This window comes from Sphingobacterium olei, from assembly GCF_005048855.1.
GTDB lineage: Bacteria > Bacteroidota > Bacteroidia > Sphingobacteriales > Sphingobacteriaceae > Sphingobacterium > Sphingobacterium olei.
Window position 1 is genome coordinate 538,217 of record NZ_SUME01000005.1, and the last position, 15,002, is coordinate 553,218.

Genomic DNA, 15,002 nt, shown 5'->3' on the forward strand with positions numbered 1-15,002 from the left:
TATGGCTTTTTCTTGTTTAATTTCTTGTTTTAAAAAAGACAGTCCAATACAACTTGAGAAATGTTTAGCAAGTATTGCAGCTCAATCGCTACCTCCTGATGAAGTTGTATTTGTTAAAGATGGTCCATTAACAATTGAACTTGAGTCTGTTATTAATAATTATAAGCAGAAACTAGCATTTAAGTTTATAGCCTTTGAAGAAAATAAAGGACTTGGCTACGCCCTTAATAACGGTTTAGAAGCATGTTCTCAGGATATTGTAATGCGCATGGATACTGACGATATTTGTTATGAGAATAGATTTCAGTTGCAGTATGACTATCTTATAGCAAATCCAGATATTGATATACTTGGTGGGTGGGCACATGATATCGATCATGACGACAATATTATTGGAGAAAGAAAGTATCCAATTGGACATAAAGATCTCTATAGGTTGATGTGGACCAACCCTTTAATTCATCCAACAATTGCATTTCGCAAAAAGCAAATTGTAAAGGTTGGATCGTACAATCCAAATGTCATACGTCGGCAAGATTATGATTTATGGATAAGAGCCGCCGCAGGAGGGTTAAAAATCGAAAATTTACCTCGCTTCTTAATTAAGTATCGTTTTACGGAAAATTATTATAAAAAGAATAATACGAAAGTCGTTTTTAAGCAGGCTATGATGGGTTACCGCGGAGCTAAATTATTGAAATTGCCGGCTTATACTCGCATCGCCGTTTTTGTACCCGTAATACGATCTTTGCTTCCAGCGTGGTTAATCGCACCGGTACATAGATTAATGACAAGATTTGATCCTAGGAAATGAGATTTTTTATATACTTTTTGACTTTTATTCTGTTGTTGGTTGGAGAAATTAAAGGTCAAGTTTCTAACTCAAACTTTCCAATTTTAGCTTGGGGTTCTATACCAGAGAATTTTACAAATGATCATTATTATAGCCAATTAAAAGAGGCCGGTGTTAATTTAAGTTTTTCTCATTTTCATAATATTGGAAATGCTGTTAAAGCAATGGATATTGCCGCGAAGTATGGTGTAAAAATATTGCTTTATTGTCCAGAATTATTTTCTGAAACACGGAAGACAGTAGAAATGGTGAAGGACCATCCTGGTTTAGGAGGATACTTTTTAGGGGACGAGCCAGATTTAAGTAGATTTCCCAAGTTGCTTCAATGGAAAAATATTATTTCAGATATTGATAAAAGTAATATCTGCTACATCAATTTGTTTCCGAATTATGCTTCTGTGAAACAATTGGGAGGAGTACGTTATGGTGATTATATAAATCGATTCTATTCGAAATTTGATCTTAGAGTATATTCTTTTGATCATTATCCCATAACTAACGGGCAGACACGAAAAGATTGGTATGGTAATCTTGAAATAATTTCTTCAATGACAAAAAATAAAAACTCGTCATTTTGGGGCTTTATTAAGATAATGTCAATTGAAAATAAATCAGAAATCATTAGTATTCAAGATCTGATGTTGCAAGCATTTGTAAATCTTTCATACGGAGCGCAGGGAATTCAGTATTATAGATATTGGTCGTTAGGAGGAACAATGATAGATGCACCAATGTCTATTACAGGAGAAAAAAATTTGAATTATAAACATTTGAAGGAAGTAAATAGATATATAAATAATTTGAGATCTGTCTTTTTGAATTGTAGTGTAGTAAAAATTTATCACACAGAGGCAAGTAAAGATTTAACATTGTTCCTAAATATACCATCGAATAAGTTTAGGTTAGTAAATGGTAAAAATTTATTAATTTCCGAAATTAAAAATGGAGAAAAGAATTATACCGTTTTTGTTAATAAAAGCCTTTCAAAGGTTAATCAATTTACTATTTACCCCTCAAATAATGTTACTTTTATCGATAAGGAATTAAACCGCTCTTATGGAAAACAAGGTGTAGCATATACGGCGAGGATTCGAGCAGGAGAGATCCTTATTATGGAACATTAGTTGTTTTAGTGTTAATGTATGTCTTTCAATTATTCAATCAAATGTCAAAACCATTAATTAAAGTATTGGGATCGTCGGGTTTTATAGGAAAAAGTCTCACGGATTTTCTAAATAAGAAGAGTTTTCAAGTTGAAGTTTTATCACTGCGTACTGTAAATTGGAGAAATTATTTCGAGACGGACGCACATACGGTAGTAAATTTGATAGGAAAAGCGCACGATCACAGAGGCGTAGCAACGGAGCAAGAATATTATTATTCTAATTTCGAAATTGTTAAGGATGTTTTTGAAAAGTTCACATCAACTAAAATGAACCTCTTTATTCATATTAGTTCTCTAGCCGCATTAGAGGAATTTGAATCTGGTAAACCCTTAACCGAAGTTGATTTGTGCAATCCTCAATCACTGTACGGCAAGTCAAAATGTGTAGCGGAGGAGTGGTTGATGTCACAGGAAATACCTACAAATAAGAAGCTGATTATTCTTCGCCCACCGATGGTTCACGGACCTGGAGATAGGGGCAATCTTGGGTTGCTATATAAATTGATTTCTAAAGGCATTCCCTATCCATTGGCTTCTTTTGAAAATAGCCGTTCCTTCATATCTATAGATAACTTTTGTTTTTTTATTGAGCAGATTATTAAAAATCAAGATAAGATGGAGTCGGGGATATATCATATTGCTGACGATGAACCGGTTTCGACATCTGAGATTATACAGATTATTCAAAATATTACAGGAAGGAATACGTTGAATCTATCTCTTCCTAAGTTTATAGTGAAGGCAATCGCGAAAGTAGGAGATGTAATTCCGATACCGTTGAATTCAAAACGATTAAAAAAGATGACAAGTAATCTAATAGTTTCAAATACGAAGATTAAGGAAGCCTTGGGGATTGAAAAACTACCTTTGTCTGCTAGAGAAGGGCTGGAGAAAACGATTAGGTCGTTTCGTGACTTGTAACTAGTGATTAGTAATTGGTAAAGGTTATAGTGGAACAAAGATCCGAGAACAGGAGTTAAAGATTGGGAGATAGGTGTTAGTGACTAGGAGTTAGAGATCATGAAATAATTAAATATATGAAAACATTTTTATGGATTGGCTTTGTTTTGTGCGGCTTACAGAGTGTAAAAGCACAGACGGCTACTGAAAAGCAATTGCAACAGGAAATTGTAACGCTGAAAGGAAAACTAAAAGAACAAGCTGAACGGACGACAATATTAAAGGAGGCGTTGGATTTGCGTGAGCGAGGGAAAGAAATAAAGAAAGAAGATGTGTCGATACGTATCACTTCCTTGTCTCAGAACCAAGAAAGTGGTGAAGTTTCTGTAAAGGGACTGATAACCTACCATGGTACAAAAAAAAGAAACCTGCAGTTTGTGCAGCAACAGGTTGTCGATCCTCAGGGGAATACCTATCAAACCTATAAAGTCGTAAAACCTAATGCGGAATCCGAAGATGTTTTCTTTCAAGATGTGACTGCCGAAATTCCATACGCTTTTTTAATTAAGTTTGAGAGTATAAGCGAAAAGCTATCCGCACTGAGTTTAATGCGTGTACAGATTTATGGAGATTTTCCAGGATCAATATCGAATTTTGATTTCAAAGGGTTGGAAGTAGAATGGTAGCTCACTAGAGATAGGAGTTAGAGATTAGGTGTTAGATATTAGAAAGTAGACAAATATTAAGTGATGATATATTTAGTGATTTTTGTGATTCTTTTTGTGGCGGAACTGTTATATTTTCGGGTTGCGGATCGGTTCAATATTATTGATAAACCCAATGAGCGGAGTTCGCATACTACCGTTACACTCCGTGGTGGTGGTATAATCTTTTACCTTGGTGCATTGGCATTTTTTATTATATCTGGTTTTCAGTATCCGTATTTCTTTTTGGGATTAACGTTAATGACTATCGTTTCCTTTGCAGATGATATCATGACCTTATCCAACAAGATACGTCTGGCGATTCATTTCCTTTCTGTGTTGTTAATGGCGTATGAACTACAAGTCTTTTCTTTGCCTTGGTATTACTTGGCGATCACCTTTGTCGTCGTAGTGGGTGTAATCAATGCCTATAATTTTATGGACGGTATCAATGGGATTACGGCAGCTTATTCCTTAGCAGTTGGAAGTCTATTACTGTTGACCAGTCACCATATCAACTTTATTGATCAAGATCTATTGATTTATACGATGTTATCGGTACTCGTATTTGCTTTCTTCAACTTTAGAACCAAAGCAAAGTGTTTTGCCGGCGATGTAGGATCTGTAGCCATTGCTTTTATTTTATTGTTTGCTTTAGCTGCGCTGATTATCCAAACAGGTAATCTTATTTATATTCTTTTCCTTGCGGTGTATGGCATTGATGCGGTATGGACGATTATCCGTCGCTTGTACTTAAAAGAAAATATCTTTGAAGCACACCGCTCACACTTATACCAGTACCTGGGAAATGAAGCAGGTGTCAATAAATTGCTGATCTCTTTTCTATATGGAGCTGTTCAATTTTTAATCGGTTTACTCGTACTGCAGTTTGTAGATCAGTCTGTATCCACACAGGTGGTTTTTGCAATTGGGCTGTTGGCTGTATTGAGTGCAGCGTATTTGGTGGGGAAGGGGTATGTGATTGGGAAATATGTCAATTAGGGGTTAGGAGTTAGAGATTAGGGGTTAGACATTAGAGGGTTAGGGGATAGGTATTAGGGGTTGGAGATTAGCGATAGAAATTCAATTAATCCGATGACTTCGACCTCATTGGGTAGGGGATAACGTTCTGTTCCGCTGTATACCACGAATTTTTTGTCTGCACCGATATCTTGGGCCGCTTCGTAGAAACCGCGCTTTGGTTTTGGTGCAGCACCTCGTTTGACTTCAATAGCCCATACTTCATGTAAAGGGGTTTCAAGTACTAAATCAATCTCCGCTTGCCCGCTGCTGCGGTAATAACTAAACTGCCAGCGGTCGTCAATGGTTAAAATGATGTTTTCAATAACAAATCCTTCCCAACTTGCTCCTAAAATAGGATTACCTAGTAGGGTGTCGAATTCAGAGATGTTTAGTAACCGGTGCAATAAACCACTGTCTCGAAGGTAAATCTTGGGCGATTTCACCAATCTCTTTTTGGTATTCCCAGACCAAGGTTGGATCTGTCTCACCATGTAGAAATCGGTAAGCGTATCAAGATAATTTCGTGCTGTGGTATGGCTAACCTCTAAGCTTCTGCCCAATTCGGAGAGTATAACTTGCTGTCCGTGGTAGTGGGCGAGCATGGTCCAGAATCGACGTAGCTTAGTGGCTGGAATCTGAGGCCCCATTAATGGGATATCTCGTTCTACGTAAGTCGAAATAAAGTCGCTCCGCCAATGCCAGCTTTCTGCTTCAGATGGTGCAAGGTAACTGTCTGGAAATCCTCCCCTAAACCATAGTTTCTCTAGATTGGAGGCGAGGGGATCGGCTTGTTGTATTTCGATAACGGTAAAAGGGCTTAGCTCAAGGTAGCGGATTCGACCAGCCAATGATTCGGAAGATTGTTGTAATAGATCACGTGATGCCGATCCGAGGAGCAGGAATTGACCTGCTGGCTCTCCCGCTCGTCTCCGTATATCGACTAGACCACGTAATATGCGGAAAAGATCGGGCTTACGCTGAACCTCGTCGATGATAAGTAATTCCCCCGAAAAACGGGACAAATAGCTTTCCGGATCGGTGAGTTTGTTAAAGTCAGAATCAAGTTCCAGATCAAGGTACGTAGCTGTTTTTTCTAGAGCCGTTTCGATAGCTAAGGCCAAGGTCGTCTTGCCAACCTGCCTCGACCCTAATAGCGCGACAACGGGTACAGTCTGTAGTGCAGATAGTAATTTCGAAAAACATGTTCTTTCTATCATGTAGCAAATATACGAATAATCGTGTAAATTGAAAGTTTAGTTTTCAATTTACATATTTATTTTGATTTAAGTGTGTAAATTGAAAGTTTGGTTTTCAGAAAGCAGAGATTGGTGACTGAAGGATAGGAGTTAGGGGTTAGGTGTTAGGAGATAGAGATTAGGGGTTAGAAACTAGTCTGTTGTCATTTTTCTATGTGTTTAATTTTTGCTAAATTTATCGCACATCAAAATTGATAATTATGGCAACTGAAACACAGATGACTAAATTAATCGAAGAGCAGAAGCAAATGTTGAAGATGAGTGGCGATGATATAGAAAAGGAACAATTGATTTCGCAGGAGGCTATGGATAAAAGAAATCTGGAATGGCTAAACGTGTTGGGGTCTGTGAAGCTTCCTGTAGATTTCGATGAAGAAAAGGAACTGGATGCTTATTTTGAAAACAAACACCGTTAGAGAGTAGGTTTAATATAAATTCGCTATGAGTACTGTTTCACATAAAGATTTGGATGTTTGGAAAAAGGCAATTGTGTTGGTAAGCGATGTTTACCGATGTACGACGGCGTTTCCTAAAGAAGAGGTTTATTCTATCACTTCCCAGATCAGACGATCTGCTGTGTCAATACCATCAAACATTGCGGAGGGTGCAGCAAGGCAAACGAATAAAGAGTTTATTCAATTCCTATTTATAGCTTCTGGAAGTTGCGCAGAACTTGATACTCAACTTTTAATAGCAAAAAATCTTGGTTATTTAAATGAAGATATGTACAACGGATTATTGCCTAAAGCGGAAGAAATTGGTAAAATGATAAACGGACTTATTAAATATCGGAAATCTCTAATTCCTAGTCTCTAACCCCTAACTCCGAAAAATGATAAATACAATACAGGGAGGCATAGCCACAGACCATCGCGGTTCTATCCGTTTTGTTAATGATTTTGATATGTCGCTGGTAAAGCGGTTTTATATTATAAAGAATGCTGATCTAGAAACAGTACGGGGATGGCGGGCGCATCGCATCGAACAACGCTGGTTTTATGTATTGTCGGGATCGTTTGTTGTTGACTTGGTACAGATTGATAATTGGGAAACACCGTCTCCGGATTTGGCAATCGAGCGAGAAGTCATAAAAGCAACGGATCAACAGGTTTTGCATGTTCCGGTTGGATATGGTACAGCGTTCAGGGCGTTGGAAGCGAACAGTGAGTTGTTGGTGTTTGCAGATTATGGGATTGACAATGCTAAAAATGATGACTATACTTGGCCGGTAGATTTCTTTGTGAATAGGGGTTAGGAGGTAGGAACAAGGAGTTAGGAACTAGTATAACCGTTCGTCATCACGAGGAGGTACGACGTGGTGATCTTTAAAGTATTAGAAAATTGCGAGTTAGGGAATGCGAAACACCAACCACCGTTTACTAATCACTAGTCACCAGAGTTGTTTTCATTTTGTTTTGAAAAATTCTAGTATTTTCAGTTCAAAATAGTATTTTTGCGATTGGTGAAACTAGAAAATTTTTGGAGCGTTTTTTGTACTGCTCACCGAATAACTTAATTTGTTATCTATGCCTCAATATTTACGCAATGCCTTCTTGGCCCTTTTCGTAGTCGGAATACTTCTGATGAATTCCTGTGCGAGCAGGAAGGATTTGGTTTACTTTCAACCCGATTCAACAGCTTTACATACCAGCTACGAGCTCAATGCGCCCAAATTACAGGCGGGGGATATATTGACCATTTCGGTTACTGCGGACGATATTCGGGCGACACAACCATTTAATCAGGTAAATGCTTATCAGGTCGGGACTATTCAGGAATCTAATCCTTTTATCCCGACCTATACCATCGACAATAATGGCTATATTGACTTTCCGAAATTGGGTAAAGTAAAATTGATAGGTAAAACGCGAACTGAAGCGATTGACTATTTGCGTCAGGAGATTAGTAAGTACATTGTAGATCCAGGTGTTAATATCAATATTCGTAATTTTCGGATCACTGTATTAGGCGAGGTACTACGTCCGGGGGCATTTACGATTCAAAATGATCGTATCACCCTATTAGAAGCGATCGGACTGGCCGGTGATTTAACCATCAACGGAGTAAGGAATAATGTATTAGTAATACGAGAACAAAATGGTATTAAGCAAGAATACCGGGTAGACCTGACACAACGGGATGCGCTGAATTCACCAGTGTATTACTTAGCACAAAACGATGTAATATACGTTGAACCGAATGGTGCTCGGGTACAATCTTCAAAATACACACAAAATAATTCTTTGTTTATTTCCATCGCTGGTATAATCATAACAATCATTTCGGTCCTCGTTCGCTAACGTAGAGAAAAAGAGAAAACTTTCATGAATAACAGTATATCTAAGACAACTCCTGAAGTGCAGGAACAAGAAATTAATTTAAAACAGCTTTTTGAGCAGTATGCCTTTTATTGGAAGTGGTTTGTTCTCTCAGTATCTATTTGTCTAGTCGCAGGATTACTCTACCTAAGGTACGCAGAGCGAATCTTCAATATTACAGCAAAAATATTATTGCAGGACGAGAACAAAGCCTCAGGAGAATTGGCCGGATTGGCAGAGCTATCAAGCCTAACCGGATTGGGTGGAGGATCCTCAGCATTTGTTGCTGATCAAATTGATATATTTAAATCTCGCCGAATTTTGCGTAAGGTTGTGGAAAACAATAGGTTGCATATTTCTTATTTTAAAAAGGGAAATGTCAAATCGTCTGAAATTTTAGAATCGGAAGCACCTTTCAAATTAATTATACTGCAATCAAATGCAGTACGTTTGGATTCAGTATCTTATTCTTTTTCTATTAAACATGTTGACAATCAATATATTGTTAATGACGAAAATAGTGGAACAAGAACACTTTTATCAGGTGAAAACCTTAGTACACCCCTTGGACCGATAACTTTAGTTCCGCAACCCAGTTTAAATAGTGGCGATGAATTGGTTGTGGAATACCAACCTATAGACAAAACGGTCGACGAGCTATTAGAAATTTTAGAGGTCACTCCTAACAAAGAAAAACAGTCTTACGTTGTGAATTTTTCTATTGACTATGGTAATCGCACCAAGGCTGAAATTATTTTGAACTCGCTTATTGAGCAATACAATAAGGACATGACAGAGGATAAGACCAGACTCACCCGGGCTACATCGAGCTTTATTAATACACGTTTGCAGTTGATTTCAAAGGACTTGGCTACTGCGGATTCGAAGGTGGCAGACTACAAAGATAATAATAACCTGGTGGATATGACTTCTGAAGCCCAGTTATATATGGAGGGTGCAACGGAAAATGAGCGAAAGCAGATCGAATACCAAACACAGTTGCAGCTAGCAGATATGATGCGTGGAACTGTGGAGGATGGTATTAACACCCTGTTACCGTCAAATTTAGGTCTTAGTGATCCGTCTGTACAATCAATTGTCCAAAATTATAACGAACTCTTGCTCGAACGCGATGACCTTTTGAAATCCGCAACACAAGATAATCCTGTAGTTTTAAATCTGAATAAAAATCTGCAAGAGATTAATCGATCCTTACGCGCTTCATTGGATAACTATCGTCAGGTATTACAGTCTAATGTGAATGCACTTCAATCTCAACGAAATAAGTTTCAAGGCAAGCTCAATCAACTTCCGAATCAAGAGCGTGGATTTCGAGATATTTCGAGACAGCAGGAGATCGTTGAATCGCTATATCTTTTCCTATTGCAAAAGCGCGAAGAAACAGAAATACAGGCTTCGGCTACGCCAGCTATTATGAAAATTATAGACACAGCTTACGGCTCGAGTAAGCCTGTGTCGCCGAGAAAATCCTTGATTATAGTCGCAGCATTGATTTTTGGATTTCTCATTCCATTTACCACGCTTTATATCAAGTTCTTATTGGATAATAAAATCCATTCGCGCAAGGATATTGAGGATAAATTTGCAGCACCGATTTTGGGAGAGGTGCCGACTTCCGAGGATCCGATTATTCAGGATAACGACCGTTCCTCTCTCGCGGAGGCGTTCCGGATCTTAAGGACCAACCTGGCCTTTATGCTCGGGGCTAAAAAGGACTCGGCGGTGATCTTTGTAACCTCCACGACTTCGGGTGAAGGAAAATCATTTGTATCCACCAACCTTTCGCGAATCTTATCCATGTCGGGTAAAAAAGTACTCTTAATTGGGGCAGATATCCGCTCCCCGAAAGTATTGGATTACCTGGGCCTTTCGCACCTGCAACATACGAATATCGGGATCACACAATACCTGATTAATCCGGATATGGATATCGATAACATTATTATCAACCGTCCTGCCCCTTATCAATTTGATATCATCTATTCGGGTTATATTGCGCCGAATCCGGCAGAACTCTTGATGAATGGGCATTTTGATGATGTGATCAAATACGGACGTGAACACTATGACTATGTCATAGTGGATACCGCGCCGGTGAGTTTGGTAACGGATACGCTTTTGATCGCGGATAATGCAGATCTGACGATCTACGTAGCGCGGGCCAATTACTTGGATAAACGCCTATTGAATGTGCCGAAAGAATTGTATGAAGAGGGCAAGTTAAAGAATATGGCAGTAGTGATTAACGATGTCGACTTTGCACGTGGCTATGGCTATGGGTACGGATATGGATACGGATACGGTGATACCGCTCCTGTTTCACTTCGCGAACGCCTGCGCAAGCAACTGTTTGGTAAAAAGAAAAAGTAAGAAACTTAACATATCCTTCATTCAAAATAAAATGAAAATATTCTTCTGTTAGCTTTCATATATACGTATTTTTACGCATATTTGTTATCTGTTTTTTATACGTAGACTTAAAAAATAAATTCTGCCGAATATTGGTGTGCTTTTTGTTATAAGGATTAGCGTTGTGAAAAACTATGTTGCGCTAGGGTAACATGCTGCAGATATAAGAATATTAATGGAAATAGCACATATTTTTAAACGGTTGCGTAAAGACAATCCGAGGTGGGTGGTCTTGTTAATTGATTTGTTGACGGTGTGGGCCTGTTATATTTTGGCCAATTACATTATCAATAGTTTTAAGGGGCGCTTTGACCTCTTGCTGATGGTAAAGAAATCGGTAACGGTTACTGGGGTCTACTACTTGTGTTTCTTATACTTTAAGACTTATAAGGGCATAATCCGGCAATCGGGAATCCGTGATGCGCAGTACATCCTGAAGGCAGTGGGCGCAGCCACAATAAGCTTATTCTTGGTCTCGTTCGTGGCACGTCTGTTATTTGATCGGGGTACCTTTTCGGGTGATTTTCTACGGATGTCTTACGGCGTACTGTTTGTACATGCCCTAATAACTTTTGTTGCCATGGTGGCTGCACGGATAGGCTACCGTACCATTTACGAACGTATTTTCTGGAATGAACGTACCGTAAGCCGGGTGGTAATTGCGGGTGCCGGAAATATGGGTATGGTCACCTATAATATCCTGCAGAACGATACACGTAACAAATATAAGGTAGTGGCAGTCGTGGACGATAACCCGAACCGGATCGGAAAACGGATAAACGGTTTTTTGGTAAAGGATATAGCCTGTCTAAACGAACAGTATGTACTGGATCTGCGTGTGGATAAATTTATTATAGCGCTGGATGATACGAATAAGGAACGCCTGAAGCGTATATCGGCAATTCTGGAGCCGTTGCCGTCTAAAATCATGATCATGCCCTCTACCGCAAAATTACTGCAGGGGGAGGCGGCTGCACGCCAAATGCGTACGCTGAAGATCACAGATCTACTGGGACGGGAGTCCATTAAACTGGATAACCTGATCGTCAAGGCTTCCTTACAGGGTAAAGTGATTCTTGTAACTGGTGCGGCGGGTTCCATTGGATCTGAACTGGCACGACAGATTGCTTATAGTGATTGCAAACGTATTATCTTATTGGATCAGGCGGAGTCTGCCCTCTACGATATGCAACAGGAAATCCTGCAGATAGCGCCAACTACCTCCTCCTACGTAGTGGGTAACGTACGCGATAGGGTCTTTATGCAGCAGGTGTTCGACAAATATAGACCACAAATGGTCTTTCATGCGGCAGCTTATAAGCACGTGCCACTCATGGAGCAAAATCCCTATGAAGCTATTCGCACGAATGTGTGTGGTACGAAGAATGTGGCGGATCTGGCGGTACAGTTTGGCGCCGAAAAATTCGTCATGGTATCTACGGATAAGGCCGTAAACCCCACAAACGTAATGGGCGCAACAAAACGTATAGCAGAGATCTATGTGTCGGCACTGAATCGGCAAAGCGCGACCAATTTTATCGTGACCCGTTTTGGAAATGTACTGGGCTCCAATGGATCCGTAATTCCGCTTTTCGAAAAACAATTGAAAAAGGGTGGACCACTGACGGTAACGCATCCCGATATTACGCGCTACTTTATGACGATTCCCGAAGCCTGCCAATTGGTGCAGGAAGCCGGAGTAATGGGCGATGGGGGAGAGATATTCGTATTTGATATGGGACAACCGGTCAAGATCATGGATCTGGCGAAACGGATGATCCGACTGAAAGGATACCGCTATCCGGAAGATATTGATATCCAGATCACGGGATTACGACCAGGAGAAAAGACCTACGAGGAGCTGTTGGCGAATGATGAAAATACGCAGAAAACACATCACGAGAAAATCATGATTGCCAAGGTGAATACCGAGGATGTAGACGTGAAGAAATATAAAATCGAACAGTTATGTGCCCTTACCTGTTCGGAAGCAATCGATCGCATGGCGTTGGTATCGATGATGAAAGACATTGTCCCGGAATACATCTCGAAAAATTCAATTTATGAGCAGTTAGACGGTGAATTAGTAATTGACTAGCCTGCTTAATGGCAGACTAGTCTTCTAGCTCCTCGTGTCTAAGCCCTAATAATAAGACGCCTTCATCAACGGTCTCCCTTGTTCGTCTTTTTCAAATGCGGCTAAAAAGGCTACCTGATGCCCTTCTAAAGATAAAAACCGGGAAATGAAATCTTCATTGCGACGGGTGCTTTCTATTCGCAGGATAAAATCTTCATCATCAAGATCTACTGTTGCAAATTTTACATCGTTGGAAACCGTATATAATTTTTGAATCAAATTGGAACGATCTAGTATCGTTCGGATTGAAGTCTTGAATATTAAAACGTATTTCTTCATGGTATTATGTGTTTGAGTTGTTAATTCAAAGATGGTGAGAATTATAATGACCGGAAATGAAAAAATAGCTGAAACGGACAAATCGAAGACTGAGTCGTCCACAGGTTCGGATGAATGATCGAGGTATTAGCCTTCTAACCAGTGTAGAAAGGTGCTTGATTTTTCTTTGCTCACGGAAATTTTGATGGGATGGCTCACGTGCAGTGTCAACATGAGTTTACGGCTAAGTCCCATATTGGCATATGCAATGGCTTCTCGCTTGAGAATATGTTGCCGGTTTACTCGAAAGAAGTCCCCGCCTAATAGTTGTTCCATCTCATCCAATGATTTGTTGACCAAATATTCCTTACCGGAACTTATCTTGACAAATACGTTGTCAAATTCAATGTAACAGAGTACAACATCACTCAATTGTACGGGAATAATTTTGTCGCCGTTCATGACGATAATGGATTTACGTCGCTGCTCGGCTGATACCGTCTGGTTTTGAAGTTCGAATAGCATCTCGTTCGTTCCTTTATTGAACGTGTGCTTCAACGAGGTGTATTTAAGTAAGGTTTTTCGGATACTTTCGTCCGAAAAAGGTTTGAGGATATAATCCAGTCCGAAAGTCTGAAATGCTTCCATCATGTAATCATTGTAAGCGGTACAGAACACAATGGGGGCAGGGGGAGGTATGGTCTTGAAGATTTCGAACGACTGACCATCACCCAGTTGTATATCACTAAAGATAAGATCTACGGGTGTTTTTTTTCGGAAATAGGCTACAGATTCTTTCACACTGGATAACCGTGTTAATAGTTCAATGGAAGGATCCAGCCGTTTCAACGTGCAGTGCAGGTCTTCTGCTGTAAGGTCTTCGTCTTCGATGATGATAGCGTTCACGAGGAGATAATTTTAACGTGTACTTCGAATGATGTACCGTGATCATGAATATGCACGCTCTCTTTCAAATAGTAACTAAACCGTTCTTTGAGATTATTTAGGCCGTAGTTGTTGTTGTCTTCATGTGATGTCTTGCGTGGACATACATTGTTGCGTACGATAATCCAACCGTCGTGGTTTAGAATCTCTATATGGAGGGGGTGTTCTACGGTATATTGATTGTGCTTTAGCGCATTGTCGACTAAAGGTTGTAACGAGAATATAGGCAGCTTATCTTCAAGTACAGATGCAGAAACAGCTATGGTATAGGATATGGCATCGTTAAAACGGATCTTTTGCATGCAGAGGTAGTCTTCACACAATTGTATTTCTTGTTTTACAGTTGCCAATCCGTCCTCGGAGATGGTAAAACTAGCGCGAAGATAGTCGGAAAGCTGCAGTAAATAGGATTCGGCCATAGCACTATCTTTCTTAATCAGCGATTTTAGACTAGATAGGGCATTGAACAGAAAATGAGGTTGTACCTGCTGCCGCAGCATTTGGTTGATGGCCCGCTCATTCAGTTTGTCGAGCTTGGACCGCTCGAGCTCAAGCTGATTGCGAAAATGATCGTTCATAACGAAATATAACCACAACTGAACAATGAAATTGAGAATGGCTGCCCGTAAAACCATAAGTAATATAAAGCCAAATGTGGACGTGTTTAAAATACGTTTCTCCTCCATATTCATCACGCCCAAACGGGAGGTGATGTAGAAGGTTAGCGAACATATGCCTAGGGTAGAGAGGAAACTTAATAACTTGACGTATACTGGAGATTTGACGGGATCCTTGAGATCAAAGTGTATATGGAGCAAAAGGTTGAATACAATCACGCCGAAGAAACAGACAAAGGCGATAAGAATATTACACCAGAATGCAGGTTGGTCTTGATACATAATATCAATAGCCAGAATGGAAACGATGCAAAAGGAGAATATAAAGCTGCGCTTAATCCAATCCTTCAACGGATAATTTACTCTATTACAATTGAAACCCATCTTGTCTTTTGA

15 protein-coding genes are annotated in these 15,002 nt (G+C 39.6%); 11 read left to right on the forward strand and 4 right to left on the reverse strand.

Annotation, left to right across the window (positions count from 1 at the left end; translation table 11 throughout):
• Nucleotide 1: 1 nt before the first annotated feature.
• The 5 genes from FAZ15_RS14600 to FAZ15_RS14620 all read left to right on the forward strand — a co-directional run bounded on the left by FAZ15_RS14600 (nucleotide 2) and on the right by FAZ15_RS14620 (nucleotide 4,624).
• Nucleotides 2-814, forward strand: a complete 813-nt coding sequence (locus tag FAZ15_RS14600; protein ID WP_136902048.1) for a glycosyltransferase — start codon at nucleotides 2-4, stop codon at nucleotides 812-814.
• On the forward strand, nucleotides 811-1,977 hold the full coding sequence (locus FAZ15_RS14605) for a hypothetical protein (protein ID WP_136902049.1): 1,167 nt from the start codon (nucleotides 811-813) through the stop codon (nucleotides 1,975-1,977). Before FAZ15_RS14600 ends, FAZ15_RS14605 begins: the two co-directional genes overlap by 4 nt.
• A gap of 41 nt (nucleotides 1,978-2,018) precedes the next feature.
• Nucleotides 2,019-2,939 (forward strand): NAD-dependent epimerase/dehydratase family protein, encoded by a 921-nt coding sequence (locus FAZ15_RS14610; RefSeq protein WP_136902050.1) that lies wholly within the window; start codon nucleotides 2,019-2,021, stop codon nucleotides 2,937-2,939.
• A 116-nt stretch (nucleotides 2,940-3,055) separates the two neighbouring features.
• Nucleotides 3,056-3,604, forward strand: a complete 549-nt coding sequence (locus FAZ15_RS14615) for a hypothetical protein (protein ID WP_136902051.1) — start codon at nucleotides 3,056-3,058, stop codon at nucleotides 3,602-3,604.
• Between the two features lie 63 nt (nucleotides 3,605-3,667).
• Complete coding sequence (locus FAZ15_RS14620; protein WP_136902052.1) at nucleotides 3,668-4,624, forward strand: MraY family glycosyltransferase; 957 nt, start codon at nucleotides 3,668-3,670, stop codon at nucleotides 4,622-4,624.
• A gap of 53 nt (nucleotides 4,625-4,677) precedes the next feature.
• Here FAZ15_RS14620 and FAZ15_RS14625 read toward each other — a convergent pair whose 3' ends face one another.
• Nucleotides 4,678-5,862, reverse strand: coding sequence for an ATP-binding protein (locus FAZ15_RS14625; RefSeq protein ID WP_136902053.1), 1,185 nt, complete (start codon nucleotides 5,860-5,862; stop codon nucleotides 4,678-4,680).
• A gap of 239 nt (nucleotides 5,863-6,101) precedes the next feature.
• Here FAZ15_RS14625 and FAZ15_RS14630 point away from each other — a divergent pair, with 239 nt between their 5' ends.
• The 6 genes from FAZ15_RS14630 to FAZ15_RS14655 all read left to right on the forward strand — a co-directional run bounded on the left by FAZ15_RS14630 (nucleotide 6,102) and on the right by FAZ15_RS14655 (nucleotide 12,747).
• The gene (locus FAZ15_RS14630; RefSeq protein WP_136902054.1) at nucleotides 6,102-6,317 is read left to right on the forward strand and encodes a hypothetical protein; all 216 of its coding nucleotides are present in this window, start codon (nucleotides 6,102-6,104) and stop codon (nucleotides 6,315-6,317) included.
• Between the two features lie 25 nt (nucleotides 6,318-6,342).
• Nucleotides 6,343-6,717 carry a four helix bundle protein gene (locus FAZ15_RS14635; RefSeq protein WP_136902055.1) on the forward strand — a complete coding sequence of 125 codons (375 nt, stop codon included), beginning with the start codon at nucleotides 6,343-6,345 and terminating at the stop codon, nucleotides 6,715-6,717.
• Between the two features lie 16 nt (nucleotides 6,718-6,733).
• Nucleotides 6,734-7,156, forward strand: a complete 423-nt coding sequence (locus tag FAZ15_RS14640) for a WxcM-like domain-containing protein (protein ID WP_136902056.1) — start codon at nucleotides 6,734-6,736, stop codon at nucleotides 7,154-7,156.
• 271 nt (nucleotides 7,157-7,427) lie between these two features.
• A complete protein-coding gene (locus FAZ15_RS14645; RefSeq protein WP_136902057.1) occupies nucleotides 7,428-8,201 on the forward strand; it encodes a polysaccharide biosynthesis/export family protein in 774 nt (257 codons plus the stop codon).
• 24 nt (nucleotides 8,202-8,225) lie between these two features.
• On the forward strand, nucleotides 8,226-10,610 hold the full coding sequence (locus tag FAZ15_RS14650) for a GumC family protein (RefSeq protein ID WP_136902058.1): 2,385 nt from the start codon (nucleotides 8,226-8,228) through the stop codon (nucleotides 10,608-10,610).
• Nucleotides 10,611-10,824: 214 nt separating this feature from the next.
• Nucleotides 10,825-12,747 (forward strand): polysaccharide biosynthesis protein, encoded by a 1,923-nt coding sequence (locus tag FAZ15_RS14655; RefSeq protein ID WP_202912404.1) that lies wholly within the window; start codon nucleotides 10,825-10,827, stop codon nucleotides 12,745-12,747.
• A gap of 45 nt (nucleotides 12,748-12,792) precedes the next feature.
• On the opposite strand, the gene FAZ15_RS14660 is transcribed toward FAZ15_RS14655, so the two are convergent.
• The 3 genes from FAZ15_RS14660 to FAZ15_RS14670 form a co-directional block, all read right to left on the reverse strand.
• Nucleotides 12,793-13,065: a hypothetical protein gene (locus tag FAZ15_RS14660; RefSeq protein WP_136902059.1), complete on the reverse strand. Its 273-nt coding sequence runs from the start codon at nucleotides 13,063-13,065 to the stop codon at nucleotides 12,793-12,795.
• 126 nt (nucleotides 13,066-13,191) lie between these two features.
• Nucleotides 13,192-13,950 (reverse strand): LytR/AlgR family response regulator transcription factor, encoded by a 759-nt coding sequence (locus FAZ15_RS14665; RefSeq protein WP_136902060.1) that lies wholly within the window; start codon nucleotides 13,948-13,950, stop codon nucleotides 13,192-13,194.
• Complete coding sequence (locus FAZ15_RS14670) at nucleotides 13,947-14,990, reverse strand: sensor histidine kinase (protein ID WP_136902061.1); 1,044 nt, start codon at nucleotides 14,988-14,990, stop codon at nucleotides 13,947-13,949. Before FAZ15_RS14670 ends, FAZ15_RS14665 begins: the two co-directional genes overlap by 4 nt.
• Nucleotides 14,991-15,002 lie beyond the last annotated feature (12 nt).

Excerpts from the sequence above, each read along its gene's own strand:
- FAZ15_RS14650 (WP_136902058.1), top strand. The coding sequence starts at position 8,226 with ATGAATAACAGTATATCTAAGACAACTCCTGAAGTGCAGGAACAAGAA.
- FAZ15_RS14615 (WP_136902051.1), top strand. The coding sequence starts at position 3,056 with ATGAAAACATTTTTATGGATTGGCTTTGTTTTGTGCGGCTTACAGAGT.
- FAZ15_RS14600 (WP_136902048.1), top strand. The coding sequence starts at position 2 with ATGGCTTTTTCTTGTTTAATTTCTTGTTTTAAAAAAGACAGTCCAATA.
- FAZ15_RS14625 (WP_136902053.1), bottom strand. The coding sequence starts at position 5,862 with ATGATAGAAAGAACATGTTTTTCGAAATTACTATCTGCACTACAGACT.
- FAZ15_RS14620 (WP_136902052.1), top strand. The coding sequence starts at position 3,668 with ATGATATATTTAGTGATTTTTGTGATTCTTTTTGTGGCGGAACTGTTA.
- FAZ15_RS14645 (WP_136902057.1), top strand. The coding sequence starts at position 7,428 with ATGCCTCAATATTTACGCAATGCCTTCTTGGCCCTTTTCGTAGTCGGA.
- FAZ15_RS14610 (WP_136902050.1), top strand. The coding sequence starts at position 2,019 with ATGTCAAAACCATTAATTAAAGTATTGGGATCGTCGGGTTTTATAGGA.
- FAZ15_RS14670 (WP_136902061.1), bottom strand. The coding sequence starts at position 14,990 with ATGGGTTTCAATTGTAATAGAGTAAATTATCCGTTGAAGGATTGGATT.
- FAZ15_RS14655 (WP_202912404.1), top strand. The coding sequence starts at position 10,825 with ATGGAAATAGCACATATTTTTAAACGGTTGCGTAAAGACAATCCGAGG.
- FAZ15_RS14640 (WP_136902056.1), top strand. The coding sequence starts at position 6,734 with ATGATAAATACAATACAGGGAGGCATAGCCACAGACCATCGCGGTTCT.
- FAZ15_RS14630 (WP_136902054.1), top strand. The coding sequence starts at position 6,102 with ATGGCAACTGAAACACAGATGACTAAATTAATCGAAGAGCAGAAGCAA.
- FAZ15_RS14605 (WP_136902049.1), top strand. The coding sequence starts at position 811 with ATGAGATTTTTTATATACTTTTTGACTTTTATTCTGTTGTTGGTTGGA.
- FAZ15_RS14660 (WP_136902059.1), bottom strand. The coding sequence starts at position 13,065 with ATGAAGAAATACGTTTTAATATTCAAGACTTCAATCCGAACGATACTA.
- FAZ15_RS14635 (WP_136902055.1), top strand. The coding sequence starts at position 6,343 with ATGAGTACTGTTTCACATAAAGATTTGGATGTTTGGAAAAAGGCAATT.